The following is a 25,798-nucleotide window of genomic DNA, read 5'->3' as shown; positions in this document are numbered from 1 at the left end:
CATTGGTGACAAAAAAAACCATGCTTTAGCGCACTATATTTTTATTTCTCATCCAACCGCTGCTACTAATTTAATCTTTCCACCTTCTGAAACCAACTCCATTTTTTCAATGCTCAACCCTGATTCTGCCAGCTTAGTTAAAAAATTTGCCAAAACGACATAATTTTCATGTGTGACTACAATTTGCACTTTCCCATTATTTTCTTGCGCACTCACTGATAAACCTTGAGATTGCGCTGCTTGCTGAATTTTATCCGTAAGACTGAGTGCCATTTCATCTACAGGCTTCATCGTGACTGCATTTGTTTGCATCCAAACGATCAAATCATTGAGTTCCTGAACCCGCTCTTGTTGTTTGGCTGCAGCTTGATGCATATACCAAAGTGCAGAACCGATCGATGCAATGATCACAAAAACTGCCGTACAAACAACCATCACTCGCTCACGAGGACTCAATCGCTCTAGATATTCTGTAACTTGCTCACTCAATACGGCAATTTTTTGTTCAAACCGATCCATGAATTTCATTATTGTATTTTCACCAATCCGATCACACCCAAAGTATTCGTTTGAATATTCCCTAACTCAACTTTTAAACCTTGCTGATTCAGTTGCTGACTTAAAGTTTGTAAGCTTTCTGCATCTTTTGCTTTTAATGTCATATTAAGAGTCAGATTTTCATAATTGACTTGATCTGCAATAATACGATTTTGCATTAAAACTGGTCCAATTTGGCTCAACAGCTTAAATGCTGAAACATTGGCTGTTTGACTTGCTCTGAGTTGACTCTTAAATTCACCACGAATATTTTGCTCGGTCACACGAGCATTTTGTCCAAACCATTCTTTATATTGCTGTATTGCCTGTGTTGCCGTTTGATCTGCAACTCTGCTTAACTTCACCCACCTTAATGCGTCGTAACTAAACTGCACGATAATAATGGCAAAAACCAATACAACACATGCTTTCCAATAGCCCGAAATAGAAATATCAGCTTTAATTTTGGGTAGCATGTTCCAAGGATGTTGCTTGACTTTTTTGATTAACTCAAACTGATAATCAAAAAGCTCCAACTGATCTTGCGTCACTGAAGAGGTCAACATGTGATGTTGATACTCATCTAAGTTTGTCACTTTATAATTTTGTTCTATTTTTTGAAAATCTAAATATACCGACAGATCATCTATAGAATTTCCCATATATTCATTTTCTCGTACCAAAAGTTTTCCATCAAAATTTGCGATTACAATCTGATTTAAATCGGGTACAGGTAAAATTAAAAAATCGGGTAATAGAGCCGTTACTTTAATGGGAAGAAGATTTAATGCTTGTAGCATATTCTCTATCGTTAAGTTTGCGACCCCAAGCACAAATAATTGATCAGGATTTTTAAAAACATGTTTCACACTCATAGCATCGATCGGTAAGACAACAAATTCTTCCAATAAATATCGTATACCATCTGCACCCAACTTACTCAGCTGTGCTTTAGGAATAATCTGTTCAATGATCTGACTATATCGGCTAGGGAAAAAAATAGTGGTTTCACTACCTTGATAAGGCTGTATCGCTTGGATTAAAACATCCAAACTATCTGCCTTCAACCAATTTTCTCCAACAGACCAATACCATGCACCGTTATTTTCGGGCATCCATAAATGCAACATTTGTATCTGCCATTATCATTAATTTAATTTTTATATTGTTGGTATATAGCTTTTAATTTGAGTTGAAAGCCCAGCTGCTATAACTTCTTGTTCAAAAATACGTGCTTCTGCCAATGCGTAAGATTGAAATGCATCATCTCCCGTTAAAATAGAGGATATATGCGCAATCACATTCATATGACATACAACCACTATAGATTGATAAGGCAATTGTGACAACCAATCCACTGCATCCTTGGCATCATCTTCAGGTTTAATTTTATCACAGATCAAGACAGGTACATGTTCAAAATACTTTTGCAGATATCCCAAAGTTTCTTGTGCTCTGAGCAATGGACTCACAATAAAAATTTCAGGTAAAACGATATCTTTTAAATAATTTGCTGTTTCAGCAGCTTGTAAATGCCCTCTTGAACTTAAAGGACGTTTAATATCATTACCATGAACAGGTGGCAAAGCTTCCCCATGTCTTATGAGTGTGATTTGCTGCATAAAGTTTCCTTATTTAAGTATGCCGATATTATAAAGAGCAATTGTGACAAAAATCTGAAGATATTTCATTTTTTGCAATTATTGATGCGGGAGAACAAACTCTACGTCACTTCTGTTACCATTTTTCATTAATGAAAATGCAATACTGACAGGTGGTGCACCTTGATAAATTACATCATATAATGCACATGTAATTGGCATATATACATCAAGCTCTTCCGCTCGCTTTCGCACCTGAACAATGGTATTAATACCTTCAGCCGTCTGTCCTAATTCTGTTGTTGCTTGTTCTAGTGTTTTTCCTTTTCCTAAAGCAAAACCAACTTGATAGTTTCGACTCAATGGACTATTACACGTCGCAAATAAGTCCCCAACACCAGAAAGACCTAAAAACGTTAAAGGATTTGCACCAAGCGTCACCGCAAAACGACTCATTTCTGCTAACGCACGTGTTAAAATCATACTTTTAGTATTTTCACCCACATCATAAGCCGCAGCCATCCCCATTGCGACCGCATAAATATTCTTTAATGCACCTCCAAGCTCTACACCATTAACATCATCACTGGCAAAAACACGAAATAATGCACTATGTAAAGCTTGTTGTGTGGAGGTTCGAACCAATTCGGAATGACTAGCAATAACGGTACCTGCGGGTTGACCAGCAACAATTTCCTTCGCTAAGTTTGGACCTGAAAGTACGCCATATGGAACTTCTGGCAATTCTTGCTGAATAATATCACTCATAAAGCAAAAAGTTTCCGCCTCAATTCCTTTGGTTAAAGAAACAATCGCTTGTCCACTAATATAAGGTTGAGCTTGCTTTAAGACATGTCTAAATGAATGGCTTGGAATTGCAACCAAAATAATATCCCGATCTCTGACAGCAGTTTCTAAATTAGAAACTGCCCGTAAACCATGCTCTAAAGGAAAATCTGGCAAATAACGCTGATTTAAATGAGTCTGATTAATTTCTCGAGCAATCACCTCATCACGAATCCAGATCATCGTATCACAACCATTTCGGACAGCAGTATTTGCCATTGCCGTACCAAAACTTCCACCACCAAGCACAGTAATTCTTAAGTCAGCTTTCGATGTAGTGGGTAAATGATCAACCAATCCTGAAAAATCCAATTCAGACATTATTTCGTCTTCCCTCGTTTTATTTATTCCAATAACTTACAAATTTGTGTGTATCTATTTGAGCACGAGGCGGAATTTCTTTCACTGCCGTACCAATATAAATTATACCTGATATTAAATCATGTTCTGTAAGTGCAAGTATATGTTTAAAGTGTTGAGATTCAACCACTGCTCCACTGCGCCATATTGTTGAAAAACCTTGTGCTTGCAATGATAACAAAAAGTTTTGAATTGCTGCACCAGTACTTAATGTTTGCTCAAAATATGGGACTTTAGGATGATCCACAAACTGAGTTAATGCAAGCACTAAAAGTGGTGCACGATAAGGATGATTTTTTACACGTTCTAGCTGTACAGCTTCTGTTTGACCAGTATCTGCAAGTGCCTGAGAAAGTAGCGTACCAAAAGCATCACGCTGATCTGCTGGAATAATCACAAAACGCGTCGGATTCAATCGATGATGATCTGGTGCAGCCAATGCTGCCAAAAAGGCTTGTTCAAGTTGATCATCATTCGGTGCAGGTTCAACCAAATGACCTATAGATTGACGTTGATGAATATTGTGATGAACGATATCTGAAACTGAATCAACCATGGCGTATTAAATTCTAAATTAAATGATAATCAAGATTAGCATAAACTCTTTTTTGTTCACTATTTTCTCGTAATATTTGCATCTATTTTTATTTCCTATCTAACGAAGTTATTTAAATATAATAGTCATACAAGAATACTAAACATTTGATACATATTTCGGCATCTTATTACAAGTTTATCAGACAATATAGAAATTAAATGATTGAACAATAGAGAAAACAATGCAAAAAATTTTAATGATAAGTAGCACATTATCTTTTCTTTTCCTCAGTGCGTGTGCAACCACCCCAAATAACCACACCACAGTAATTCAAAAAGCCAACCATCAATATGAAGTGACTGGAATTGGAAAAACGGAAATAATTGCTAAAAATAATGCAATCAATGCAGCAAATAAGACATGTAAAACATCAACAACCATCGTGCTAGATGAAAAAACCACCTATAACGGTATATTACAAGGAGTTGTTGACCCAAATACTGGAAAACTCATACAGGCTGCCAGTAATATTTTCGGTAAAATTTCAGGAACTCAAACAGATATCGCAACCGATGAGGATTATCAAACTACTCTTCATTTTCAGTGCAAATAAACAATAAACGAAAATGCCACAACAGTGGCATTTTAAATACAATCAATTAAACAACTCACAGATCAGCAAAAATTTAACAATATCCCTCTAAACGTGTCAAAGGTAGTTTTTGCCCAATTGCTTTCTCAATTTCAGGCAAATAAAAAGCATCATCTTCGGATAAGAAACTAATACTCACACCCTGAGATCCTGCTCGACCAGTACGCCCAATACGATGTACATAATCATCTGATTGTTCAGGTAGGGTAAAATTCACTACATGAGATACCCCATCCACATGAATACCACGTCCAGCAACATCTGTTGCTATCATAATATTCTGCTTTCCACTTTTAAACTGATCAAGCATTTTTAAACGTTTATCTTGTGCAATTTCACCTGACAACATCACAACCCGATAGCCATCTCTCTTTAAATGATCGTAAAGTTTGCGCACTTGATCACGGCGATTTGCAAAAATCATCACTTTATCAATCGGTTCATCACGTAGAATATCTTTTAATAACTGGTACTTATCCGATCCTGCAACCATGTATACACGTTGCTCAACATCAGCATTGGTTTTTTTCTCAGGCTCAATTTCTACCGTTACAGGTTCAAACAACCATTGCTGCGCTAAATTCAACACATCATAGTTAAAAGTTGCTGAAAACATTAATGTTTGACGCTGTTCTTTTCTAGGTGAATAACGAACAATTCGCTTTACTGATGGAATAAATCCCATGTCCAATAAACGATCTGCTTCATCAATCACTAAAAACTCAATTTGATCTAACCAAACCTGTTTTTGTTCGACCAAATCAATCAATCGTCCTGGTGTAGCCACCATAATATCGACAAAATTACGATCCAATAAACTTGTTTGTTTATCAAAATCCACGCCACCAAGTAATGTAACTAAATTTAAATTTGTAAATTTAGTTAATTCCTTCGCATCACTTTCGATTTGCAATGCAAGTTCGCGTGTTGGTGCTAAAATTAATGCACGAGGCTCGCCACGGTAACGCTGTTCTTGTATCGGATTAGTGAGTAAATCATTAATGACACTAATTAAAAAAGCAGCTGTTTTACCAGTTCCAGTTTGTGCTCGACCAATTGCATCATGCCCAGCTAATGTATATTTTAAAACCTTCTCCTGAATTGGCGTCATCATGCTAAAGCCTAAGGCATCAATTGCTTTTTTTAAATCGGGATGTAAATTTAAGGTTTCAAAACCTACTGACATATTGATTTGCTCTATCTTACTAAGGGATAAATAATGTTTTCACATTATAAGCAAAAACGCCCCAATATACATTAGGGCGTTTTTCTCAAACTAATCTAAAGATTAGTCTAATGGCTGAACTTCTTCAGCTTGGAAGCCTTTTTGACCTTTAACTACGCTGAATTCAACGCGTTGACCGTCACGAAGTGAACGGTGGCCGTCGCCTTGGATCGCACGGAAGTGAACAAATACATCATCACCGCCATTACGTTGAATAAAGCCAAAGCCTTTAGTGTCGTTAAACCATTTTACTACGCCTTGTTCGCGAGCAGCTGTCATTAGTTAATCCTCATTGATTTCATAAAAAGGACCACCCGGTGTTGCAAGCAGCAGACAAACAAACAAGGGTTAAAAACAATTTTTATTTCTAATCTTGTAATCATTCTGTGAAACTATTAACAAATTCCCGGTTACATCCATAATTTAAAGTAGGTTTCAAACAATTTAAGGTTGCTGTAAAACCTAATTCGACTTGAGCTTATCATGTGTTTGGAACAATTAATAGATTTTTTTTTATATATCTTATTCAATTTTAGCATTTTAAGTTATGAAACTTTTTAAAGCATACATCTGTCTAAATTTTAATAAATTTATTTTTGGCTTTTGCCTTAAATTTGCTAAGATAGAGAGATCATTAATGTAACATGCTTTTACTGTGCGTATGAGTGCCATTGAAACATCAATCAATATCATCAATGCTATGGGTAAACCTTGCCCTATGCCATTATTAATGCTCAAACGCTCATTAAAAAATAGCAATACAAAGCATTTTTTATTAAAATCCTCAGATCCACATAGTTTACAAGATATCTCACGTTATTGTCAGATTCATCACATTCACTGTGAAGTACTTAAAATCGCTGAAAATGAATTTCATTATAAGATTGACGTATAAATATGATTCAATATTCGTATTTCATTCATATTTGATATTAAAGATTACATTTTTTCACTAATTGTTCTTTAATTTCAGATGATATTCGCTTTAAGATAAACTATTGATAATTTTATCCCATCCTATAAGGAGTCAATATGAGTGACAGCAGCAATCAATTGATGCCCCTGTCATTATCGGCGCCAGGTGCAAATCTCGGTGCTTATATTAGTACTGTCAATCAAATTCCAATTTTAACAGCTGAACAAGAAAAAGAGTTAGCTGAAAAGTATTTTTACGACCAAGACCTAGATGCTGCTAAGTTATTGGTGATGTCTCATTTACGTTTTGTTGTCCATATCGCACGTAGTTATGCAGGTTACGGTTTACCACAAGGTGATTTAATCCAAGAAGGCAATTTAGGCTTAATGAAAGCAGTAAAACGCTTTGATCCCAATATGGGCGTGCGTTTAGTTTCTTTTGCTGTCCATTGGATTAAAGCTGAAATTCATGAATATGTGATTCGTAATTGGCGTATTGTTAAAATTGCAACAACCAAAGCTCAGCGTAAACTTTTCTTTAACTTAAGAAGCCTGAAAAAATCCAGTAAAAAACTGACTTTGGAAGAAGCAAAATCAATTGCAAAAGATTTAAACGTCACACCAGAACAAGTCCTAGAAATGGAAGGACGACTCACTGCTTATGATGCTGCTTTTGAAGCATCTGGCGATGATGATGATGAAGGTTCAACCCATGTTGCTCCAGCATTATATTTAGAAGATAGTCGTTATGATCCTGCACGTTTAGTCGAAGATGAAGACTATGAAGAGCAAAGTACTTCTGCTCTTCATGATGCAATGGAACAGTTAGATGATCGTTCACGTAACATTTTACAACGTCGTTGGTTAGATGATGATAAATCGACTTTGCATGAGCTTGCGGCAGAATACAATGTTTCAGCAGAACGTATCCGTCAGTTAGAAAAAAATGCCATGGAAAAGATAAAAGTAGCGATGTCATCAAATTAATAAATTTGTTTTCACTTATATAGGGCCTTGTGCCCTTTTTTAATCTTAAAAATGCATAAGAATAGGCGCTAACTCTACTTTCTTGCGCTAGTCATCTATGCTATGTTTGGTTATAAAATTCATTGGTGAAATTTAATAATGTGGATTGCAATTGCGGCACTTAATTTGGCCTTAGCTGTCATACTAGGTGCTTTTGGTGCGCATGGTCTAAAAGTACGCGCAACAGAAAGCCAACTTGAATGGTGGCAAACATCTACAGATTACTTTTTCTATAGTGCTCTCGGGTTACTTGCACTTGGCATCATTGCCAAAGTCATTCCACAGATTCCAATAAAGTCTAGTTTTCTTCTTATCCAAGTCGGTATTTTATTTTTCTGCGGCTCCCTTTACATTATGGCACTAGGACTTCCACGCGGCTTAGGTGCAATCACCCCTATTGGCGGTGCTTTAATGATTTTTGGCTGGTTATTATTGGCTTGGAACGCATTTAAATATGCAAGATAAGAATGTAAGGAATTCAAATGCGAATTAATTTAAATGGCGAAATACAAGACACTGATTGTACTAATCTTCTCGAATTGATTCAAACATTGGCTTTAGAAGGTAAACGCTTTGCTATTGAAAGAAATGAAATGATTGTTTCAAAAAGCAAGCTCAAACAAACACTTCTTCAAGAAAACGATCAAATTGAAATTATTCATGCCGTCGGTGGCGGTTAATTTTGGAGCACCCATGGAAGATTCAGCCTTAAAAATTGGCTCACGTACATTTCAATCTCGCCTACTTGTTGGCACCGGGAAATACAAAGATCTCAATGAAACAGATTTAGCAATTCAAGCAAGTGGTGCTGAAATTGTGACTCTGGCGATTCGACGTGTAAACATCGGACAACATGCAGATCAACCTAATTTACTTTCAGTTATTCCACCTGAAAAATATACACTCCTCCCAAATACTGCAGGTTGTTTTGATGCAGATAGTGCAATCCGCACTTGCATGCTTGCACGAGAACTTCTAGATGGTCACAATTTAGTGAAACTAGAAGTATTAGGCGATGAAAAAACATTATATCCACATGTCACAGAAACACTGAAAGCTGCTCGCACCCTCATCGAAGATGGTTTCGAAGTCATGGTTTATACCTCAGATGACCCTATTGTTGCTCAAGAACTTGAAAGTATGGGCTGTGTAGCAATTATGCCTTTAGGTAGTTTAATTGGATCTGGATTAGGAATCTTAAACCCTCATACCATTTCAATTATCAAAGAAAATGCAAAAGTTCCTATTCTCGTTGATGCAGGTGTGGGGACTGCAAGTGATGCTGCAATTGCGATGGAATTGGGTTGTGATGGCGTACTCATGAATACTGCTATTGCAGCTGCACAAAATCCTATTTTAATGGCATCTGCAATGAAAAAAGCCATTGAAGCTGGTCGAGAAGCTTATTTGGCTGGTCGTATGCCACGTAAGCGCATGGCAAATGCTAGCTCTCCTGAAACGGGATATTTCTTTAAATAAATATTTTCGCTTTTATGACTAAAAAACCACATATTAATATGTGGTTTTTTATTCTTTTTATATTTATGGAATTAGACCTTCATCACGCATTGCAATTTGTACAGATTGACGAGCTGCAACTTTTTTACGAAGTGCAACTACATTTTGAAAAGGTGTTAAATCATGTTTAATAAGATTTGACCAATTGGTAAGCACAAATAAGTATGCATCTGCTGGACCAAAATTATCATCAACTAAATACTCATTTCCTGATGCAACAATTGCTTGATCAATATAGGTTAATAACCGATCTAATTCAGCATATGCTTTTTGTTTTGCATCATCAGTTAAAGGCGCTCCAAAGAATACAGAATACGCATCATGTAATTCAGAATTTAAATATCCTAACCATTCTAAAACTTTTGCACGCCCCAAACCCGATGGTGGAATAAGATCCTGTTTAGGATCGTGTTGTGCTAAAAATGGAAGAATAGCTACATTTTCAGTCAAAATTAATCCAGGATTAATTTCCAAGGCTGGCACATAGCCTTTTGGATTAATTTGGTAATAGTTTGTACCTTTTTCAGTTATATGTGTTTTTAAATCTACTTTTTCTAAATCAAAATCAACATTAATTTCATTTAAAATAATATGAGATGCTAATGAACATGCACCTGGAGAATAATAAAGCTTCATTCTTAGTCCTTGTTACTTATTTATCTACTGTTTTATCTAGCTTTTATTGAACTTTCAAGTAATTATACCGATAAATTACAAAAAAGCGAAAATCCATTAACTTCATTTCCATTTTTAATATTGATGAATATCACAACTTTTTCAAGTATAAAATCACTAATTTTTTAATAATATAAATTTCCTACCTTCTTCACCCCATCATGATTTATTCTAGCCAGCGTAGTATCACCTTGCACAAGATATCTGATCCAGTCTATTTGAATGTGATTTACGTTTTAAATAATAAATTGCATTCATATTGATAAATGTTGCAAAATACCAATAACCGTATTCATGCCTGTCAAAACAACTGTTTTCTCTTGTGCATATATTTTAATAAAACTGAACTTCACACGCTTTTTGAAATCAAATATGTCTATCCAAGAAAAAGAAACCTCCAACACCTTGTACCGACAATGGCAAATCCTATCTCGATTATCTACAGGTAAATGGATGGGAACACGTGAATTACAAGAAATTCTTCAACGTGAAGGAATTGAAATTAGCTTACGCACTATTCAGCGTGATTTAAATCAAATTTCTCAACGATTCCCAATTGAAAATAATGGAACAGTTCCACAAGGTTGGCGCTGGCGATCAGATGCACCCATTCAAAGTTTGCCACATATGACTAGCTCTCAGGCTGTCACGTTTATGATGGTAGAAGAACATCTGAAACACTTACTCCCTCCGAGCCTTATCGAGGAAATGAATCCATGGTTTGATTTGGCACGGCGGAATTTATCAAGCCAAAATAATGTTCGACAATGGATTAATCGTGTTCGTATTGTGCCAGCGAATCAACCGCTTATTCCTCCCTTAGTCGACAGATCAGCGCAGCAAGCTATTTATGAAGGACTATTACAAGACAAACAACTAGAATGTATTTATCAGCCTAGAACTTCAACATTGACAGAAGAAAAAACCTACACCTTAAATCCACTCGGATTGGTACAAAAAGGCGCCATTATTTATCTTATTTGTACACGATACGATAAATCAGACATCCAAACCTTTGCCTTACATCGTTTTAAATCTGCTAAAGTACTAGAATCTCGTGCAATGCATCCTGTTAATTTTGATATTGATAAATATATCGAATCAGGTGCTCTAGGGTTTCGCGTCGATTACGCCAAGCCGACTGAACAGATCGAAATTAAATTAACAATGTCTGAACAAGATTCGACTTATTTTGAAGAGTGTCAACTCAGCATAGATCAAAAAATTACTAAACTATCTGATGGTATTTCGATGGTCTGCGCAACTGTTCCCTATACATCACAGTTAGTTTGGTGGCTTCGTGGATTTGGACAAATTATTCAACACATTGAACCCGACTTTCTGATGAATGCCGTTAAAGATAATTAAAAAAATTCCCTGATATAGGGAGAATATGTACTGCAGAAAGCTTTTTTGCATTGATATATTTCATTTGTTAATTTTGTATGAATATTTAGAGGATTAGAGTACAAATATTACTCTATAAAGTGATCATTTTGAGTTATAAAAATTCTCTACACTAAGGACTACTATTTATGTGAATTACTACAACATTTGCTAATAAAACAGATTTACATCCATTTGATAATGCTCGCACACTCACTTGTATAGTACATTAATCTCCGTTAGCACTATGATTTCAACTTGAATAAGACTAAAAAATGGAACCATCAATAAATAATGAAAATTATATAAGCTAAAAATATATAAATACTTTTAACAATTGATTTCTTTTCGCAAAAAATAACAGTTTCTCTACATAAAGAAAACTGCCGAATAAAACCAAAAACTGAAATATACCAATGTTTCCAGCCAAATCAATTTCAAACACGTCATTAAATCATATTCAACATTTAATTTGATATTTATAAAATTTAAGTTACAAACTCAAATAAGTCATTCTGCTTTATGAGTTAATTATTTAATAAACGCTGCCCAAGTTGATTGATATCTTTAGATTCCAGAATGAATTGATTTGCTTTTCCCTGAACAACGCCAATCATCGATAGTGCTAAAATTTTTGATGTCGTGAATTGCTTTGGACAGTAGCGAATAAGATATGGAAAAATTGGATTGAGAGGTTTCATAACCCCTATAGCAATCCGATATGCACGAGTGCGACTAGTAATATTTTGACTAGGTTGAATCACTGCAGGGCGTACAGCGCCGGAAAATTGAAATGGCATTTGCTGTAATTCCGTTTCAACACGCTGACGTACACGCGCCCACATACTTTTTCCTCCTGCACCATTAGCCGAGCAATAACAAAATGAGAATTTAGGATTAATACGTAAAAGGTTTTTTGCCCATAATAGAGTAAGTTCTTCTGTCACTTTTGCATATTCAGGTTCACTTTTCCCAACTGAACTCATCCCAATTGCCCAAATACATGCATCATATCCAACAAGATCTTTCTCAATCTCATTCATTTTGAATAAATCTTTAAGCAATATCTCACTGAGCTTCGCATGCTCTATACCACTGCTCTCACGACCAATCACAAGAATTTTCTCAATATCTATATTTTGAAGTGCTTCATGTAATACACTTTTCCCCACCATGCCTGTTGCACCTAAAATGACGAGCTTCATGATTTACCTTTTATATAAGTAATTAAAAATTTTTTAGATTTTCCCTGTAAAAGAAGTCCCAAAAAACATAAAATCTATCTTAAACATCATCATAGAGTTTTATTGTGCTCTCCCCATTCACACATCATATCCAATAAAGGGATTAAAGATAATCCTCTTTCTGACAGGCTATATTCTACTTTTGGAGGAATCTGAGGATACTCTTTACGAATAATAAGTTGATCTCTCTCCATTTCCTTTAGCGTATTGCTCAAGGTTCTAAATGAAATATTCCCTATAGAACGTTGTAATTCATTAAATCGCATTACAGCCTTATGTTCATTAAGCCAATACATAATAATCATTTTATACTTTCCATTGATCAGAGAAAGTGTATATCCAAACCCTGTATCTTCTAACTGTGTATTTGTTGGAATACATTCATTCATTTTAATCACCCATACTATCTTTTTGGATAGTATATAACATTAAGTACCGTACTTATATTTAGTAAAGCATAAATATATAATTATTTTTATCAACTTTGAACTAAATAGAGCTGTAACAATGAAAAAATCGTTAATCATCGTCGCACATCCTAAAATCGATGAATCTCATATCAATAAGCGATGGATTGAAGAGTTAAGAAAATACCCAGAGAAGTTTACAGTTCATGAAATTTATCAATCATATCCACATGGAGAAATTGATATTGCGAAAGAACAGTCTCTTATTGAAGCGCATGAAAACTTAATACTTCAATTTCCATTATATTGGTTTAATTGCCCACCTTTACTGAAACAATGGTTAGATGAAGTGTTTACCTATGGTTGGGCCTATGGATCAACTGGTGATAAGCTTAAAAACAAAAAAATTATGCTTGCTGTATCTGCTGGAATTAAATCAGAAGATTTTTCAAAAACTGGAAAATATAAGTTACCCTTAAATCAGATTCTTTATCCTTTTGAAACAACAGCTCTATATGTCCAAGCCAATTATCAATCAATGTACGCATTTTACAATGCAGAAAATAATCCGACTGCTGATGAAGTTGAACACAGTGCAATTCATTATGTCCAAAAATTAATTGATATTGCTTAACCATAAGGCAAAATGGGGGCTTCTAAACTCCCATTTTTATTCGTGGTATTAAATTCAAAAATTTGTTATTTTTACACATCGAAGTACTACAACTTTAGATTGCAAAAATTAGAATTTTTGAGTTAAAAAATAAGGTGAGATTTATAAAAATCCCACCTTATAATTCAAATAGCCCTTAAAATAATCCTTTCTTCTTAGTTCTAGAATCTACTCAATCTTGTAATCTTTTTAAATCATTTTTTATTACCAGTGATCTTTTTCCATACATCACAAGTCAGCGGATTACAAATATAATCTCTGAATCATGTACCCTAAAATCAGTTATCAATACTCATTTTCTTCCTATTTCACATAAGAAATACATAAGAGCATGATTAAGTAGAAAACCATTTGAATACTTTACAATTCATATTAGGTGTCTACTATTTTTTTACAAAATCTAGGAATATTCTGAAAACCTAGTCTTAATTCACCTCACTTTTAAGACACGCCTCGTTGCTAGTCCCCACTAGAACGAGGCTTTTTTATTTAAAATCTAATGGAATAAAGAATGCTCTACATTAGAATTTTCTTACAGCATTCTTCAATGCTTTTATAGGCTACTTAACGCAGTAAGGTAGCGACCTTTCAATGTACGCTGAAATCATGATGCCACCTTCTAACTTTTGTAAAATGACATCATAACCTGATTAAGTAAAGTCAGCTAATTACCTAGATTTGTTGATAATTTGGATAAACTTCCACATATTATGTTTTTTATTTTCTGCTAAAAAAATCAGAAGCTAAAAACAAGTATCACTAACTATTGTGACTCTTCTTTAGATATTTAAAACCGCCTAAAAGGGAGTGCTAATTTAAAACTTGGGTAACATGTCATTGTTCAATTTGATTCAATAATTGAATAAGATTTCTAAATGCTACCACTTTGCCCCCATCTTTTCTCATCAATGAACCATCCTGAACAAAACTTGGACCACTAATTTGGACTTTGACCACTTTTGCATTCTTAGTCTTTTCTAACACTTTTACAGGAACCAAAATCGTTTGACTGCTGTATTCGGATTTTCGCATAAGTTGAATAGTGCCTATATCTTTAGTACTAAAACTGCTTATATCTCCATCAATATTAAAAGATATCTCATGAACATATTTAATTTGGTTTGGTGTAACTATGGTTACACCAATCACATCTTTCATTTTACTATTCCATGAAAATCCGAAATTTGGACAATTCGAATACGTACAGACAATGTTAGAAGGTTTAAACGTAATTGCCTTACTACCATCAAACTCATTTTTGATTATATTGGGTGTAGATGTAGTTTGATTTGATACGCACCCTATCAACCCCAGAACCAAGCAAAGTCCTAATAGTTTTTTCATAAATATATCCCTATTTAAATGATTTTAAGATACTGAAAATTAGTTGAAAAAGAAATAAAGAGCACGCTAATTTATGTACAGATATGTTTTAATATCGTCAAAATATTTTATCTCTACAATCTTCTTATTTAAAAGGATTAAACAATGAAAAACCTATTTTTTCTTTCACTATTACTGCTAAGCACACATATTGGGGCTGCTAATTGTGAAGAAAATGCAGGTAATTTTGCCGAAGTTGTTGGTTGTTTAAATAATGAAGTTTCCGTTCTAAAAGAACAGCTCAACAAAACATATATAAATCTATATATGCAAACCAAAGCTAAAACCAAACTAGAAGTAGCTCAAAAATCTTGGAATGATTATAAAGAAAAACAATGTGATAATTTTAGCTTAGCCGAAGTGGGGCCTACTTCAACACAAATGGCTATCTCTGCTTCATGTGAAATTGAATTAATACAAAATCGAATTACTTTTCTAAAATCTATTACTCAATAAATATAACGATCATTTTAAAATCTTCAAAATCATTTGAAATGAAGAAATCAAGCAAACTGATTTCTTCTTCATATGATAAATACTGATCTTTCTTCATATGTTAAGAATGTATAAGAATCACAAGATATGATCATTTTATACTTATTATTTATTTAACGATGACTTGTACAATTCTGCTTCCACTGTTGCGCAAATATTCCATTTTTATCCTCACCTTCCATAATCACATTACCATCAATGACTACATATTTTTTAAAACCCGTGTAATTACCATTACTATCCTTAGCGTTTACTTCCCCACAGCCCCCATGTTGATTTCTAAATTGAGCGGCGTTAGGGTTATCTAACTTTGTTTTAATATTTAAAACTGCCTGATCTTCAAGATTAGTTCTGGCTTTTTCAGCTTCAGTTCCACTACATCCGACTAATCCAACCACACCAATTATTAAACATAATCCCAATGTCTTTTTCATAAAACCAGCCTCTTAATTTAATCTTAAAATACGCAATATTAGAATAAAAATAAACCCTTAAAGAAGTTAACTGATCTGAATTTCTTTTTTGTACCAAATTTCAAACTATTCACTTGGCTTCAAAAGAGCCTGTTTAACCTAGATCTCCCTAAACGTCTTTAATTATTGTTTGAACTAGCTTTCTACTTCTCTTTCACTAATTATAAGACGTCTTAAATATTACAAAAAACCCACAAAAAGTGAGCCTCTTATTTTCGATCCTATATTTTCTGCAAGCATTCATGAAGTATTTATCCAATACATATAGTACTGTGAAAAAAATCACAGAGAGTGTTTCAAAAAATAATATTAATTTAAATACTTTTGACACTTGAGTAACAATATTATAAATATCAAATATTAATTTATACCCTATAGTTAAAATATAACGATAAGTAACAGACAATAACTCCGTGAAGCCATCGCCTACAGATTCAGCCGCTAAAGAGAATCTGTAGGCTTTTTTTATTTTTTGTTACTATTTCTGAATTAACAACTAAATCACTTTCTAAAATTAATAATTAGAAAGTATCTTCGCCATTTCCAGAGATAAATAACCTGGATCAGATACCTCATCGATATGATAAAGGTAGTTAATCCCCCAATCTTCTGCATGCTCGCTACCATCAAAAGGCTGTTTAAACTCAACAAATTGATTCATTGTTCGATTCCAAACATTACCTGCAAACCAAGTACAATTTGTCAGTGGCGTATAAACGCCTTGTTCATCCGGATTAGGTTGTAGATGAAAATTCTTAGCAATCTCTGTACTTTCTTTATTTAATTGAGGAATAATTTTATGCTCAAGTACATGAAATTGCTCTTTACTAATTTTCAAACATAATTGATAAGCAAATCCTCGATTCGGCCTATCATTACTTCTATTTTTTGTATATCCCACGCCTTCATGATATCCATATCTATGGCAATTTGAGTCAGTAACATTGTCACTTTCAAAAACAATGACCCATGCATGCCCTAAACTTCCTCCACCACAAATTTGATTTATGGCTTTGATAACAGCTTTTGCTCTAGCATTAGGATCATTAGGATGAGCCGCTGCTGCATCATCTGCTATTTTACTAATTGCTTCCAAATCTGTTGGCTCAGGTTTTCGATTCGATCGTAAACAGATCTGAGGATATCCAACACTAGGATCTCCTTTCGGCATGATTATTGATTCATCTTTTAAATTTGTTAATGCTCTAGATAAAACTATTTCATCACTATTATATATAGATACTTCGCAAATCTTTTTAATCACTTTCTCAGCTACACAGTAACGTTCATGTTGAAGTAATGAAGAACTTTTCCCTATTTTTCCTAAAGTTTTCGCACTTTGATTTACATTAAATTTAACCATTTTTCTCTCCAATAAATATCTAAACGACCTGTTTAGATTTAGATTTTGGTTGCTCTGGGCAATCGAGTAAGGCATTCGTGATGCTCATAAAATTCATTGTTTTACATCTTGGACATTTTATTTCTAAAGTCGTAAAGCTTCCTTTTGCCAATAAACGCCCACATGATCGACAGTTAATTAATTTCATACGCAATCTATCGTGTGATATTGAATAATGATTATGTTACACAATCATTTTTAATCAACTTTTAATTTGTTAATTGGATTTACTTTATTGATTTTTAAATTTTTTTATTTTATTTTTCTGATTTATATACCATGAATATTCACATAATCGAAGCTAGAGCAAAAATTATAAATAACCTAGAAGCTAGAGTTTTCGCCCCCCTGAAACGATCAGTAAAAATAATTCTTGTATTATTTACAACAATACCTGCTATTGCTGTTGCAACTGTCATTGCGATTAGCTCTAAGGTGATGGCTAAAGAGGATGCTAAAACTTCACCCCCTTATTAGCATAATTAAATACAATTACTACTAAATGTGGAGAACCAAATCCAATTCCTAACCTTACTCCAACAAGTGACATGTTCAAGAGTATCGTGAAGTATATTGATTCAAAAATGTCTACTCACCGTATTAATATAACAAATATCAATAACTCTGAGTGACTTCAAAATTTTCAACTTGCATTTTTGTAACATTTTGTGTTATATTTGTTTTCACATTCAACTCTCACTGATTGAATTATTAAAAGCCTGAACTCAACTTTCAGGCTTTTTCTTTATCTAAATTTCTACACATCTCTTTTCATTACCCTGAAAAGCATATCTCTGCCGATATATCCTCTTTACTAAGGTTTTTTAAGACCAAGGTTCTTAAATTATTTTACTTATAAATTTGTACCTGACTTCGCCTACAATTTTTTTAAGCTCAAATATGATTGAATTACTAGATAGCATGATTCTCTATCCTGCTTAAAAGCACAAAATATTGTCTTTTGATAATCTGCTATTTCCACATAATTCTTATTAAATTGTTGGATAAATACTTTAGTTATTTTACTCCTCCTTAATTTTTTGGATTCATCAAGATATGTTTCAAAAAAATATTAAAAATATACGTTCAATCCTTTATAAAATCTACTTAATAAAAATCAAGAATCATCTACTAAAAAAATTTCAAAATTTAAAAAATGCAGTGAAATAAAAAAGTCCCTTTACAGGGACTCACGGATTATTATTGTGTATTTTTTTTATTTACGCTGCAAATTCTAATTATATTAAATATTATTATTTTCTTTATCACACCATCTCTGCACTGTTAAAATCCGCATGCAAGTTCAGCGGTATTATAACGAATAAACTTCATCGTCATCGCCATCTCCTCTAAGTTTTGAACGTAAAGTAAATATATAAAATTAATGATATTTTGTGAAATAACAAGAAATGCTTCATAAAGCATTTTTTCTGTTTAGGAAAGAATGGAACTACTATATGCTTAAAATAGGAAAGAGATTGTGATCTCCTTAAAATTTAATATTCCATGAATAGAACCTTTCGATCTACACGATAATTTGCGATGTATTCTGAATGAATAAGAATATTAATAATTGTTTAATTTGCCGAAACGGACATTTAATAATCCGAATAAATACTCATCTTCCAATAAAAAAGCCCGTGAGGACACGGGCTTTTTTATTTTCAATATTATGCAGATTTTTTAGCTTGATTATTTTTACGAATCGTGATCATCAATAATTGAACAGCTGCTGGGGTAACACCAGGTATACGACCAGCTTGAGCTAAAGTCTCAGGACGAACATCTTTCAATTTCAATGTAATTTCACGTGATAGACCAGAAACAATATCATAATTAAAATCGGCTGGAATTCTAGATTCTTCTAAACGCTTTAATTGTGCAACATCTTCCTGCTGACGATGAATATAGCCTTCATATTTCACCGCAATTTCAATTTGTTCGCCCACAAAAGTAGATACTTCTGAATCTGTCAATTCAGCAATTTGCGCAAAATTAATATTCGGTCGTTTTAACAAATCAATTGCAGAACACTCTTTAGACAGATCCGCACCTGTTAATTCAACAAACTTCTTACCCATTGGGTTATTCGGCGCAGCCCATAGATGTTGTAAACGGCTCGTTTCTTTTTCTACAGCTTCCATTTTTTCACAATATATAGCCCAGCGCTCATCATCTACCAATCCGAGTTCACGACCAATTGGCGTTAAGCGTTGATCAGCATTATCTTCACGAAGCATCAAACGATATTCTGCACGTGAAGTAAACATACGATACGGCTCTTTGGTTCCTAATGTAATAAGATCATCTACCAATACTCCAATATATGCTTCATCACGTTTTGGAGTCCACTGTTCTTGATCCCACGCGCGACGTGCAGCATTCAAACCTGCAAGAAGACCTTGAGCACCAGCTTCTTCATAACCTGTTGTACCGTTGATTTGACCAGCAAAGTACAGATTATTAATCGCTTTTGTTTCTAACGAAAATTTTAATGCTTGTGGATTAAAATAATCATATTCAATCGCATATCCAGGGCGAAGAATATGTGCATTCTCCATGCCTCGAATTGATCTTACCAACTCAAATTGCACATCAAATGGAAGTGAAGTTGAAATGCCATTTGGATAAAGTTCATGCGTATCCAAACCTTCTGGCTCTAAAAATACTTGATGTGAATCTTTATCTGCAAATTTATTAATTTTATCTTCAATGGATGGGCAATAACGTGGTCCCACACCTTCAATCAGACCAGTATATAAAGGAGAGCGATCTAAGCCGCCTCGAATAATATCATGGGTTCTTTCATTGGTATGAGTAATATAGCAATTCACTTGCTCTGGATGCATTGAAGCATTACCCATAAATGACATAGTGGGTGAAGGGAAATCACCTGGCTGTGGAATCATTACAGAAAAATCGACAGAACGAGCATCAATACGTGGTGGCGTACCTGTTTTCAAACGTCCTACTGGAAGATTTAATTCACGTAATCGTGCAGCTAATGAAATTGAAGGCGGATCTCCTGCACGTCCACCTGATGAATTATTCAAACCAACATGAATTACGCCACCCAAAAAGGTCCCTGTTGTTAATACAACAGTTTTCGCATCAAAGCGAATACCCATTTGAGTCACGACACCTTTTACAGTATCACCCTCAACAATTAAGTCATCTGCAGCTTGTTGAAAAATATCTAAATTGGCTTGATTTTCTAACGTATGTCGAATTGCAGCCTTAAAACGAACTCTATCAGCTTGTGCACGTGTTGCACGAACTGCTGCGCCTTTACGTGAATTTAAAATACGAAATTGAATACCACCTCTATCGGCAGCCAAAGCCATTGCGCCACCCAGCGCATCAATTTCACGTACTAAATGTGATTTACCAATACCACCAATTGCTGGATTACAGCTCATCTGTCCTAAAGTTTCAATATTATGAGTAAGAAGTAAAGTCTGTCGACCCATACGTGCCGCAGCGAGTGCAGCTTCTGTGCCCGCGTGACCGCCACCGATAACAATGACATCGTATACTTTAGGATAATGCATAGTGGTAAAGAGAGAATAAAAGAATGACTTTATATTGTAGCAAAATTTCAGCAATAAGTTGACAAATTCAGTCAATTTTATCTTGAAAATAAATACCCCTACATTATTTATGTATATTTCATTTTGTTTCAAAATGTAGTGAAAATATTGAATCGCTCTACGTATTTACTACAAGAATATGATTGTTTATTGTGCAATTTATTTATTAAATTAAGTTGAACATTACATTAACACAAAAGGAAGAATGTCATCATGAAAACCAATTTTTTGCTCTCTGCCGTTTTATCTTGCTTTTTTTTTGCACCGTTAACTGTACAAGCGAATGACAAAGTCGATAGCACCTACAATCCTCAAAAATATCAGCAAGTATGTAAAGGTAAAAAACAAGGTGATGCTGTAAGTTTCGCAGCACGTGGTATTATCTGGAATGGAACCTGTCAAACTCAGTTTATCCCATCTGGTAATTATAAGAACATCAAAGGGACTGAAGCTGAATTAAGTAGTATTTGTAAATCAGATTTAAATGCAAAATCCATCAATATTGAAGGTAAACAATATGCTGGTAAATGTACTCTAGCATATACGGCGCCAGCACCTGCTAATTAATTTCATTAACGCTAAAATCTTGTAGTGAGTTGTTTTTATAAACACTTACTACAAGAAATTATGATGTATTAATTCAATAATAAACAAACTTCATCTTTTAATTTTTATATATTTTATTTCAATCTATTAAGAAATTTACACAGTAAAAAAAGATATCAGCTACAATAATGCATTCAATGAAAATTAATTAGGTTATATCTGTGAAGTGGTTACAAATTCATATTACCGTTGATCAAGCTCAAGTCGATTTTAGTGAGACCTTACTCAATTCCTTGGGAGCAGTCAGTGTAACCCTAGATGACGCTGAAAATCAGGATTTATTAGAACCACTCCCAGGCGAGACACCACTTTGGAATCACGTTATTGTTACTGGTATTTATGCACAAGAAGAAGATGAAGAAATTGATGTAGATGCGCTCATTACTTTTATTAAGCTACAAATGCCAGATGCTCCTCTATCTTTTGAGTTTATCGAAGACCAAGAATGGGAACGCACTTGGATGGATGCTTATGCGCCGATTCAAATTAGCGAAAAATTTTGGATCGTTCCTGAATGGATGCAAGCACCAGAAGCAGATGCTGTAAATTTAAAACTTGATCCTGGTCTTGCATTTGGTACAGGTAACCATGCTTCTACTTTTTTATGCCTACAATGGTTAGGTCAAACCAATTTAAAGGATAAAATTGTAATTGATTATGGCTGTGGATCTGGAATATTAGCAGTAGCTGCTTTATTACTTGGTGCAAAAAAAGTGTATGCAACCGATATTGACCCACAAGCTGTACTAGCAACTCAGCAAAATGCCGAATTAAACGGTGTTGCCCAGAATTTATTCGTTGGCTTGCCTGATGAGTTTAACGAGACCTTGCAAGGTCAAAAAGCCGATGTTTTTGTTGCAAATATCTTAGCAGGACCGCTCATGATTCTTGCTCCTGAGTTTGCAAATTTAATTCAACCTTTAGGCGAATTTGCTTTAGCGGGTATTATTAGTGAACAGGTTGATGAAGTTTCACAAGTTTATGCCGAATATTTTGATATATTAGATATTACCAAGCATGATGAATACTGGTGTCGAATTTCAGGGAAACGCCAGCCCATATAAAACTGATGACAATAATATAAATATATGACAGACAAACAAACCCAATGCCCGAATTGTGCAAGCATATATAAAGTTTCAGTCACGCAATTGACTGTTGCTCAGGGCATGGTTTGTTGTCCAAAGTGTGCTTGCTCTTTTAATGCTCTTCTTCACTTAAAAAGTATCAAAAATAATAACAGCCAAGAACAACAACACACTGAAATTTTAAGTCTTGAACAGGAGACGATCAATTCATCTTCTGATCTTTTAAAAATTTTCAATTTAAAAGTTGAACATTCAAATATCAATTTAGAGACCTATTTAAACAACTTAACTTATTTCAATACTGAACCACATCAAAAAACCCCCATATTAAATCTTGCAGAAGATAAAGCCTTTTTAAAACAACAAACCGTACGTATTACTTATTACATAATTTGGGGAGTAGTAACTTCTATCTTAATTATTATTTTATGTCTTCAGCTTTTCGTATTTAATCATAATTTTTCACAACATCCATCAATAAATAATATAATGATCAAGTTTTGTAACTTTGTTAAATGTTCAAATTTAGACAAACAATATACTTTAATTCTTTTAGGTAATATAAAAATTCACACCAATAATCATGAAAATTTCACGTTGATAGGAGAATTAACCAATAAAAATCAACAAAGCTTACAAATGCCACTTTTATTGTTAACTCTAAGTAAAGATGGAAAGACCATTTTCAGTCAAACCTATACACCAAAAGAATATCTCACTCATAGTTTGAAAAATATTCAACGAATTCCAATAGAAAGCCCTTTTACCTTTGACTTATTTATTCCAGTACCCGCAAAAAGCTTTGATCATTATAAATTACAAATCATTCGCCCATGAGTATTGAAAAAATCTATTAAAAAATTAAAAAAAATGCAGTTTTCTTGCTCACTTTTCCTAGAAGGATGGTATTATACGCGCCACGTAAGCTTTGTGCTGCAAACTCTTCGTTATATATACAATAAAATTTATTAGTTTAATGTGCTTTATTTCATATAAAGCGCATAAGACCAATTTTATTGTTTAAAATGAGCCTGTAACAAAAATTAAACTATTGTTACGCTTATTTTTCGACCAAAACGAAGATTTGTGGCAAGCTATATACCAGTTTCAGAATTATCGTTTTATAATTTGAAGCGATATTCACATATTTCATAGACCACATTTATATATCACTTTACCCTAGTGATATCTGATTTTCGGATTAATTCGCATGAATAGCAAATCTCCTATTTTTACTGCACAATCTGATGTTGCTCTTCGTATCCACGTAGATCGCGCAGTTCGTCATTATTTTGCACAATTACAAGGCGAACAACCATCACAAGTGTATGATATGGTGCTAGCAGAAATGGAGAAGCCTCTTTTATCTGTCGTTCTAGAATATACGCGTGGTAACCAAACACGTGCTGCTGAGATTCTTGGACTAAATCGTGGAACTTTACGTAAAAAGTTAAAAGCTCACGGTTTAATGAGTGAATAAATGATAAAATGCTTGCGAATTCCGCAGGCATTTTTTTTAACCTGCATTTTTGCAAAATTGTTTTAAATTACTGTGACTGTGACAACGATCATGACTATTAAACGTGCTTTAATCTCTGTATCAGACAAAACTGGTATTGTTGAATTCGCCCAAAACCTTGTTGCTCTTGGGGTAGAAATTTTATCTACAGGCGGTACATATAAATTATTGAAAGATAATAATGTAGCAGTAGTAGAAGTTTCAGAGCATACAGGTTTTCCAGAGATGATGGACGGCCGTGTAAAAACTTTACATCCAAAAATTCATGGTGGTATTTTAGCTCGCCGTGGACTTGATGAAGCTGTTATGGCTGAACACAATATTGATGCAATTGATTTAGTCGTTGTAAATCTTTATCCATTTGCACAAACTGTTGCTCAACCGAATTGCTCTCTTGCTGATGCGATTGAAAATATTGATATTGGTGGACCAACAATGGTTCGCGCAGCTGCAAAAAATCATGCGTCTGTCGGAATTGTTGTCAATGCTTCCGACTATGCAACTGTTGTTGCTGAGCTTAAAGAGAATTCTACACTTTCTTATGCAACACGTTTCGATTTAGCCGTAAAAGCATTCGAACATACTGCACAATATGATGGCATGATTGCATCTTATCTTGGTGCCCGCGTAGGAAAAAATGAAGGTCAAGCAGATCAATTTCCTCGCACATTTAATACGCAATTAAATAAAGCACAAGATTTACGTTATGGCGAAAATCCTCATCAATCGGCAGCGTTTTATGTAGAAGCATCGGCAACAGAAGCTTCAGTCTCAACGGCTCAGCAATTACAAGGTAAAGAATTATCTTATAACAATATTGCAGATACCGATGCAGCACTTGAATGTGTGAAATCTTTTGCTAAACCTGCTTGTGTTATTGTCAAGCATGCAAACCCTTGTGGCGTTGCAGTTTCATTAGAGGGTATTCAAACTGCTTATGATTTAGCGTATGCAACAGACCCAGAATCTGCATTTGGTGGCATTATTGCATTCAACCGTGAATTAGATGTCGCAACAGCACAAGCTATTGTAGATCGTCAGTTTGTCGAAGTAATCATTGCACCAAGTATTGCTGAGGGCGTATTAGACGTTACTGGCGCGAAGAAAAATGTTCGTGTTCTCATTTGTGGTGAATTACCTGCGATTGATGCTCGTAAAACTCAACTTGACTATAAACGTGTGAATGGTGGTTTATTAGTTCAAGATCAAGATTTGGGAATGATTACCAAAGATGATCTGAAAGTTGTCACTAAACGTGCACCAACTGAACAAGAAATTGATGATCTCATTTTTGCTTGGAAAGTTGCAAAATACGTGAAATCAAATGCAATTGTTTACGCAAAAAATCGTCAAACGATTGGTGTAGGTGCAGGTCAAATGAGCCGTGTTAACTCAGCTCGTATTGCTGCAATTAAAGCAGAACATGCAGGACTTGTAGTCGAAGGTGCTGTTATGGCATCTGATGCATTCTTCCCATTCCGTGATGGAATTGATAATGCAGCCAAAGCGGGTATTAAATGTATTATTCAGCCTGGCGGCTCAATGCGTGATGAAGAAACAATTGCTGCTGCAGATGAAGCTGGCATTGCAATGGTATTTACTGGCATGCGTCATTTCCGTCACTAATTGACGAAAATCA

General features: G+C 34.4%; 29 protein-coding genes. 14 read left to right on the top strand and 15 right to left on the bottom strand.

Annotated features, from left to right (window positions below; all coding sequences use genetic code 11):
- Nucleotides 1-48 precede the first annotated feature (48 nt).
- The 5 genes from gspM to B9T31_RS12530 form a co-directional block, all read right to left on the bottom strand.
- Nucleotides 49-528 (bottom strand): type II secretion system protein GspM, encoded by a 480-nt coding sequence (gspM, locus tag B9T31_RS12550; RefSeq protein ID WP_086182295.1) that lies wholly within the window; start codon nucleotides 526-528, stop codon nucleotides 49-51.
- Entirely contained in the window at nucleotides 528-1,667 is a 1,140-nt protein-coding gene (gspL, locus tag B9T31_RS12545) for a type II secretion system protein GspL (RefSeq protein WP_086182294.1), read from the bottom strand. The genes gspM and gspL overlap by 1 nt, the downstream gene beginning before the upstream one ends.
- Nucleotides 1,668-1,697: 30 nt before the next feature.
- The gene (locus B9T31_RS12540; RefSeq protein ID WP_086182293.1) at nucleotides 1,698-2,159 is read right to left on the bottom strand and encodes a SixA phosphatase family protein; all 462 of its coding nucleotides are present in this window, start codon (nucleotides 2,157-2,159) and stop codon (nucleotides 1,698-1,700) included.
- Nucleotides 2,160-2,237: 78 nt separating this feature from the next.
- On the bottom strand, nucleotides 2,238-3,305 hold the full coding sequence (locus tag B9T31_RS12535) for an NAD(P)H-dependent glycerol-3-phosphate dehydrogenase (protein ID WP_086182292.1): 1,068 nt from the start codon (nucleotides 3,303-3,305) through the stop codon (nucleotides 2,238-2,240).
- Between the two features lie 19 nt (nucleotides 3,306-3,324).
- Nucleotides 3,325-3,900, bottom strand: a complete 576-nt coding sequence (locus B9T31_RS12530; protein WP_086182291.1) for a nitroreductase family protein — start codon at nucleotides 3,898-3,900, stop codon at nucleotides 3,325-3,327.
- Nucleotides 3,901-4,123: 223 nt separating this feature from the next.
- Here B9T31_RS12530 and B9T31_RS12525 point away from each other — a divergent pair, with 223 nt between their 5' ends.
- Nucleotides 4,124-4,495 carry a hypothetical protein gene (locus tag B9T31_RS12525; RefSeq protein WP_086182290.1) on the top strand — a complete coding sequence of 124 codons (372 nt, stop codon included), beginning with the start codon at nucleotides 4,124-4,126 and terminating at the stop codon, nucleotides 4,493-4,495.
- A 73-nt stretch (nucleotides 4,496-4,568) separates the two neighbouring features.
- On the opposite strand, the gene rhlB is transcribed toward B9T31_RS12525, so the two are convergent.
- Both rhlB and B9T31_RS12515 read right to left on the bottom strand, forming a co-directional pair.
- Nucleotides 4,569-5,720, bottom strand: a complete 1,152-nt coding sequence (gene rhlB / locus B9T31_RS12520) for an ATP-dependent RNA helicase RhlB (protein WP_086182289.1) — start codon at nucleotides 5,718-5,720, stop codon at nucleotides 4,569-4,571.
- A gap of 102 nt (nucleotides 5,721-5,822) precedes the next feature.
- Nucleotides 5,823-6,038, bottom strand: coding sequence for a cold-shock protein (locus B9T31_RS12515; protein WP_004280099.1), 216 nt, complete (start codon nucleotides 6,036-6,038; stop codon nucleotides 5,823-5,825).
- 382 nt (nucleotides 6,039-6,420) lie between these two features.
- Here B9T31_RS12515 and B9T31_RS12510 point away from each other — a divergent pair, with 382 nt between their 5' ends.
- The 5 genes from B9T31_RS12510 to B9T31_RS12490 all read left to right on the top strand — a co-directional run bounded on the left by B9T31_RS12510 (nucleotide 6,421) and on the right by B9T31_RS12490 (nucleotide 9,179).
- Nucleotides 6,421-6,654 (top strand): sulfurtransferase TusA family protein, encoded by a 234-nt coding sequence (locus B9T31_RS12510; RefSeq protein WP_086182288.1) that lies wholly within the window; start codon nucleotides 6,421-6,423, stop codon nucleotides 6,652-6,654.
- Between the two features lie 137 nt (nucleotides 6,655-6,791).
- Complete coding sequence (gene rpoH / locus B9T31_RS12505; RefSeq protein ID WP_086182287.1) at nucleotides 6,792-7,661, top strand: RNA polymerase sigma factor RpoH; 870 nt, start codon at nucleotides 6,792-6,794, stop codon at nucleotides 7,659-7,661.
- Between the two features lie 138 nt (nucleotides 7,662-7,799).
- Nucleotides 7,800-8,165, top strand: a complete 366-nt coding sequence (locus B9T31_RS12500) for a DUF423 domain-containing protein (protein ID WP_086182286.1) — start codon at nucleotides 7,800-7,802, stop codon at nucleotides 8,163-8,165.
- Nucleotides 8,166-8,182: 17 nt separating this feature from the next.
- Nucleotides 8,183-8,380: a sulfur carrier protein ThiS gene (gene thiS, locus B9T31_RS12495; RefSeq protein WP_086182285.1), complete on the top strand. Its 198-nt coding sequence runs from the start codon at nucleotides 8,183-8,185 to the stop codon at nucleotides 8,378-8,380.
- 13 nt (nucleotides 8,381-8,393) lie between these two features.
- A complete protein-coding gene (locus tag B9T31_RS12490) occupies nucleotides 8,394-9,179 on the top strand; it encodes a thiazole synthase (RefSeq protein WP_086182284.1) in 786 nt (261 codons plus the stop codon).
- A gap of 63 nt (nucleotides 9,180-9,242) precedes the next feature.
- On the opposite strand, the gene B9T31_RS12485 is transcribed toward B9T31_RS12490, so the two are convergent.
- Nucleotides 9,243-9,854, bottom strand: coding sequence for a glutathione binding-like protein (locus B9T31_RS12485; RefSeq protein WP_086182283.1), 612 nt, complete (start codon nucleotides 9,852-9,854; stop codon nucleotides 9,243-9,245).
- A gap of 411 nt (nucleotides 9,855-10,265) precedes the next feature.
- Between B9T31_RS12485 and B9T31_RS12480 the strand changes: the two genes are divergently transcribed.
- A complete protein-coding gene (locus B9T31_RS12480) occupies nucleotides 10,266-11,261 on the top strand; it encodes a helix-turn-helix transcriptional regulator (protein WP_086182282.1) in 996 nt (331 codons plus the stop codon).
- A gap of 545 nt (nucleotides 11,262-11,806) precedes the next feature.
- Here the strand turns inward: B9T31_RS12480 and B9T31_RS12475 are convergent.
- On the bottom strand, nucleotides 11,807-12,484 hold the full coding sequence (locus B9T31_RS12475) for a hypothetical protein (RefSeq protein WP_086182281.1): 678 nt from the start codon (nucleotides 12,482-12,484) through the stop codon (nucleotides 11,807-11,809).
- Between the two features lie 89 nt (nucleotides 12,485-12,573).
- Entirely contained in the window at nucleotides 12,574-12,912 is a 339-nt protein-coding gene (locus B9T31_RS12470) for a winged helix-turn-helix transcriptional regulator (protein WP_086182280.1), read from the bottom strand.
- Nucleotides 12,913-13,030: 118 nt separating this feature from the next.
- On the opposite strand from B9T31_RS12470, the gene B9T31_RS12465 reads away from it, so the two are divergent.
- Nucleotides 13,031-13,564: an NAD(P)H-dependent oxidoreductase gene (locus B9T31_RS12465; protein ID WP_086182279.1), complete on the top strand. Its 534-nt coding sequence runs from the start codon at nucleotides 13,031-13,033 to the stop codon at nucleotides 13,562-13,564.
- 873 nt (nucleotides 13,565-14,437) lie between these two features.
- Here B9T31_RS12465 and B9T31_RS12460 read toward each other — a convergent pair.
- Nucleotides 14,438-14,947: a hypothetical protein gene (locus B9T31_RS12460; RefSeq protein WP_086182278.1), complete on the bottom strand. Its 510-nt coding sequence runs from the start codon at nucleotides 14,945-14,947 to the stop codon at nucleotides 14,438-14,440.
- 144 nt (nucleotides 14,948-15,091) lie between these two features.
- Between B9T31_RS12460 and B9T31_RS12455 the strand changes: the two genes are divergently transcribed.
- Nucleotides 15,092-15,442 (top strand): lysozyme inhibitor LprI family protein, encoded by a 351-nt coding sequence (locus tag B9T31_RS12455; RefSeq protein ID WP_086182277.1) that lies wholly within the window; start codon nucleotides 15,092-15,094, stop codon nucleotides 15,440-15,442.
- Nucleotides 15,443-15,594: 152 nt separating this feature from the next.
- Here B9T31_RS12455 and B9T31_RS12450 read toward each other — a convergent pair whose 3' ends face one another.
- The 4 genes from B9T31_RS12450 to mnmG form a co-directional block, all read right to left on the bottom strand.
- On the bottom strand, nucleotides 15,595-15,915 hold the full coding sequence (locus tag B9T31_RS12450) for a hypothetical protein (RefSeq protein ID WP_086182276.1): 321 nt from the start codon (nucleotides 15,913-15,915) through the stop codon (nucleotides 15,595-15,597).
- 553 nt (nucleotides 15,916-16,468) lie between these two features.
- A complete protein-coding gene (locus B9T31_RS12445) occupies nucleotides 16,469-17,317 on the bottom strand; it encodes a hypothetical protein (protein WP_086182275.1) in 849 nt (282 codons plus the stop codon).
- A gap of 19 nt (nucleotides 17,318-17,336) precedes the next feature.
- Entirely contained in the window at nucleotides 17,337-17,504 is a 168-nt protein-coding gene (locus B9T31_RS12440) for a Com family DNA-binding transcriptional regulator (RefSeq protein WP_086182274.1), read from the bottom strand.
- Between the two features lie 1,522 nt (nucleotides 17,505-19,026).
- Nucleotides 19,027-20,907, bottom strand: coding sequence for a tRNA uridine-5-carboxymethylaminomethyl(34) synthesis enzyme MnmG (mnmG, locus tag B9T31_RS12430; RefSeq protein ID WP_086182272.1), 1,881 nt, complete (start codon nucleotides 20,905-20,907; stop codon nucleotides 19,027-19,029).
- 252 nt (nucleotides 20,908-21,159) lie between these two features.
- On the opposite strand from mnmG, the gene B9T31_RS12425 reads away from it, so the two are divergent.
- From B9T31_RS12425 to purH, 5 genes are all read left to right on the top strand, one after another.
- Nucleotides 21,160-21,513 (top strand): hypothetical protein, encoded by a 354-nt coding sequence (locus B9T31_RS12425; protein WP_086182271.1) that lies wholly within the window; start codon nucleotides 21,160-21,162, stop codon nucleotides 21,511-21,513.
- 200 nt (nucleotides 21,514-21,713) lie between these two features.
- Nucleotides 21,714-22,616 (top strand): 50S ribosomal protein L11 methyltransferase, encoded by a 903-nt coding sequence (gene prmA / locus B9T31_RS12420; RefSeq protein ID WP_086182270.1) that lies wholly within the window; start codon nucleotides 21,714-21,716, stop codon nucleotides 22,614-22,616.
- Between the two features lie 24 nt (nucleotides 22,617-22,640).
- The gene (locus B9T31_RS12415; RefSeq protein WP_086182269.1) at nucleotides 22,641-23,477 is read left to right on the top strand and encodes a DUF3426 domain-containing protein; all 837 of its coding nucleotides are present in this window, start codon (nucleotides 22,641-22,643) and stop codon (nucleotides 23,475-23,477) included.
- Between the two features lie 373 nt (nucleotides 23,478-23,850).
- Nucleotides 23,851-24,120, top strand: a complete 270-nt coding sequence (fis, locus tag B9T31_RS12410) for a DNA-binding transcriptional regulator Fis (protein ID WP_001086304.1) — start codon at nucleotides 23,851-23,853, stop codon at nucleotides 24,118-24,120.
- Between the two features lie 90 nt (nucleotides 24,121-24,210).
- Complete coding sequence (gene purH, locus B9T31_RS12405) at nucleotides 24,211-25,785, top strand: bifunctional phosphoribosylaminoimidazolecarboxamide formyltransferase/IMP cyclohydrolase (RefSeq protein WP_086182268.1); 1,575 nt, start codon at nucleotides 24,211-24,213, stop codon at nucleotides 25,783-25,785.
- Nucleotides 25,786-25,798: the final 13 nt, after the last annotated feature.

It is taken from the genome of Acinetobacter sp. ANC 4558, assembly GCF_002135375.1.
In the GTDB taxonomy this organism is placed as follows: Bacteria; Pseudomonadota; Gammaproteobacteria; order Pseudomonadales; family Moraxellaceae; genus Acinetobacter.
Note: the sequence above shows the minus strand (reverse complement) of the source record. Positions and strands in the feature narration are given on the sequence as shown.

What these genes read in the sequence shown, in the direction of transcription:
- B9T31_RS12530 (WP_086182291.1), bottom strand. Translation starts at nt 3,900, where the DNA reads ATGGTTGATTCAGTTTCAGATATCGTTCATCACAATATTCATCAACGT.
- B9T31_RS12515 (WP_004280099.1), bottom strand. Translation starts at nt 6,038, where the DNA reads ATGACAGCTGCTCGCGAACAAGGCGTAGTAAAATGGTTTAACGACACT.
- B9T31_RS12450 (WP_086182276.1), bottom strand. Translation starts at nt 15,915, where the DNA reads ATGAAAAAGACATTGGGATTATGTTTAATAATTGGTGTGGTTGGATTA.
- B9T31_RS12445 (WP_086182275.1), bottom strand. Translation starts at nt 17,317, where the DNA reads ATGGTTAAATTTAATGTAAATCAAAGTGCGAAAACTTTAGGAAAAATA.
- fis (WP_001086304.1), top strand. Translation starts at nt 23,851, where the DNA reads ATGAATAGCAAATCTCCTATTTTTACTGCACAATCTGATGTTGCTCTT.
- thiS (WP_086182285.1), top strand. Translation starts at nt 8,183, where the DNA reads ATGCGAATTAATTTAAATGGCGAAATACAAGACACTGATTGTACTAAT.
- B9T31_RS12500 (WP_086182286.1), top strand. Translation starts at nt 7,800, where the DNA reads ATGTGGATTGCAATTGCGGCACTTAATTTGGCCTTAGCTGTCATACTA.
- B9T31_RS12480 (WP_086182282.1), top strand. Translation starts at nt 10,266, where the DNA reads ATGTCTATCCAAGAAAAAGAAACCTCCAACACCTTGTACCGACAATGG.
- gspL (WP_086182294.1), bottom strand. Translation starts at nt 1,667, where the DNA reads ATGTTGCATTTATGGATGCCCGAAAATAACGGTGCATGGTATTGGTCT.
- B9T31_RS12470 (WP_086182280.1), bottom strand. Translation starts at nt 12,912, where the DNA reads ATGAATGAATGTATTCCAACAAATACACAGTTAGAAGATACAGGGTTT.
- B9T31_RS12440 (WP_086182274.1), bottom strand. Translation starts at nt 17,504, where the DNA reads ATGAAATTAATTAACTGTCGATCATGTGGGCGTTTATTGGCAAAAGGA.
- B9T31_RS12465 (WP_086182279.1), top strand. Translation starts at nt 13,031, where the DNA reads ATGAAAAAATCGTTAATCATCGTCGCACATCCTAAAATCGATGAATCT.
- B9T31_RS12490 (WP_086182284.1), top strand. Translation starts at nt 8,394, where the DNA reads ATGGAAGATTCAGCCTTAAAAATTGGCTCACGTACATTTCAATCTCGC.
- B9T31_RS12540 (WP_086182293.1), bottom strand. Translation starts at nt 2,159, where the DNA reads ATGCAGCAAATCACACTCATAAGACATGGGGAAGCTTTGCCACCTGTT.
- B9T31_RS12475 (WP_086182281.1), bottom strand. Translation starts at nt 12,484, where the DNA reads ATGAAGCTCGTCATTTTAGGTGCAACAGGCATGGTGGGGAAAAGTGTA.
- B9T31_RS12535 (WP_086182292.1), bottom strand. Translation starts at nt 3,305, where the DNA reads ATGTCTGAATTGGATTTTTCAGGATTGGTTGATCATTTACCCACTACA.
- B9T31_RS12460 (WP_086182278.1), bottom strand. Translation starts at nt 14,947, where the DNA reads ATGAAAAAACTATTAGGACTTTGCTTGGTTCTGGGGTTGATAGGGTGC.
- B9T31_RS12415 (WP_086182269.1), top strand. Translation starts at nt 22,641, where the DNA reads ATGACAGACAAACAAACCCAATGCCCGAATTGTGCAAGCATATATAAA.
- gspM (WP_086182295.1), bottom strand. Translation starts at nt 528, where the DNA reads ATGAAATTCATGGATCGGTTTGAACAAAAAATTGCCGTATTGAGTGAG.
- rpoH (WP_086182287.1), top strand. Translation starts at nt 6,792, where the DNA reads ATGAGTGACAGCAGCAATCAATTGATGCCCCTGTCATTATCGGCGCCA.
- rhlB (WP_086182289.1), bottom strand. Translation starts at nt 5,720, where the DNA reads ATGTCAGTAGGTTTTGAAACCTTAAATTTACATCCCGATTTAAAAAAA.
- B9T31_RS12455 (WP_086182277.1), top strand. Translation starts at nt 15,092, where the DNA reads ATGAAAAACCTATTTTTTCTTTCACTATTACTGCTAAGCACACATATT.
- B9T31_RS12510 (WP_086182288.1), top strand. Translation starts at nt 6,421, where the DNA reads ATGAGTGCCATTGAAACATCAATCAATATCATCAATGCTATGGGTAAA.
- mnmG (WP_086182272.1), bottom strand. Translation starts at nt 20,907, where the DNA reads ATGCATTATCCTAAAGTATACGATGTCATTGTTATCGGTGGCGGTCAC.
- B9T31_RS12425 (WP_086182271.1), top strand. Translation starts at nt 21,160, where the DNA reads ATGAAAACCAATTTTTTGCTCTCTGCCGTTTTATCTTGCTTTTTTTTT.
- B9T31_RS12485 (WP_086182283.1), bottom strand. Translation starts at nt 9,854, where the DNA reads ATGAAGCTTTATTATTCTCCAGGTGCATGTTCATTAGCATCTCATATT.
- B9T31_RS12525 (WP_086182290.1), top strand. Translation starts at nt 4,124, where the DNA reads ATGCAAAAAATTTTAATGATAAGTAGCACATTATCTTTTCTTTTCCTC.
- purH (WP_086182268.1), top strand. Translation starts at nt 24,211, where the DNA reads ATGACTATTAAACGTGCTTTAATCTCTGTATCAGACAAAACTGGTATT.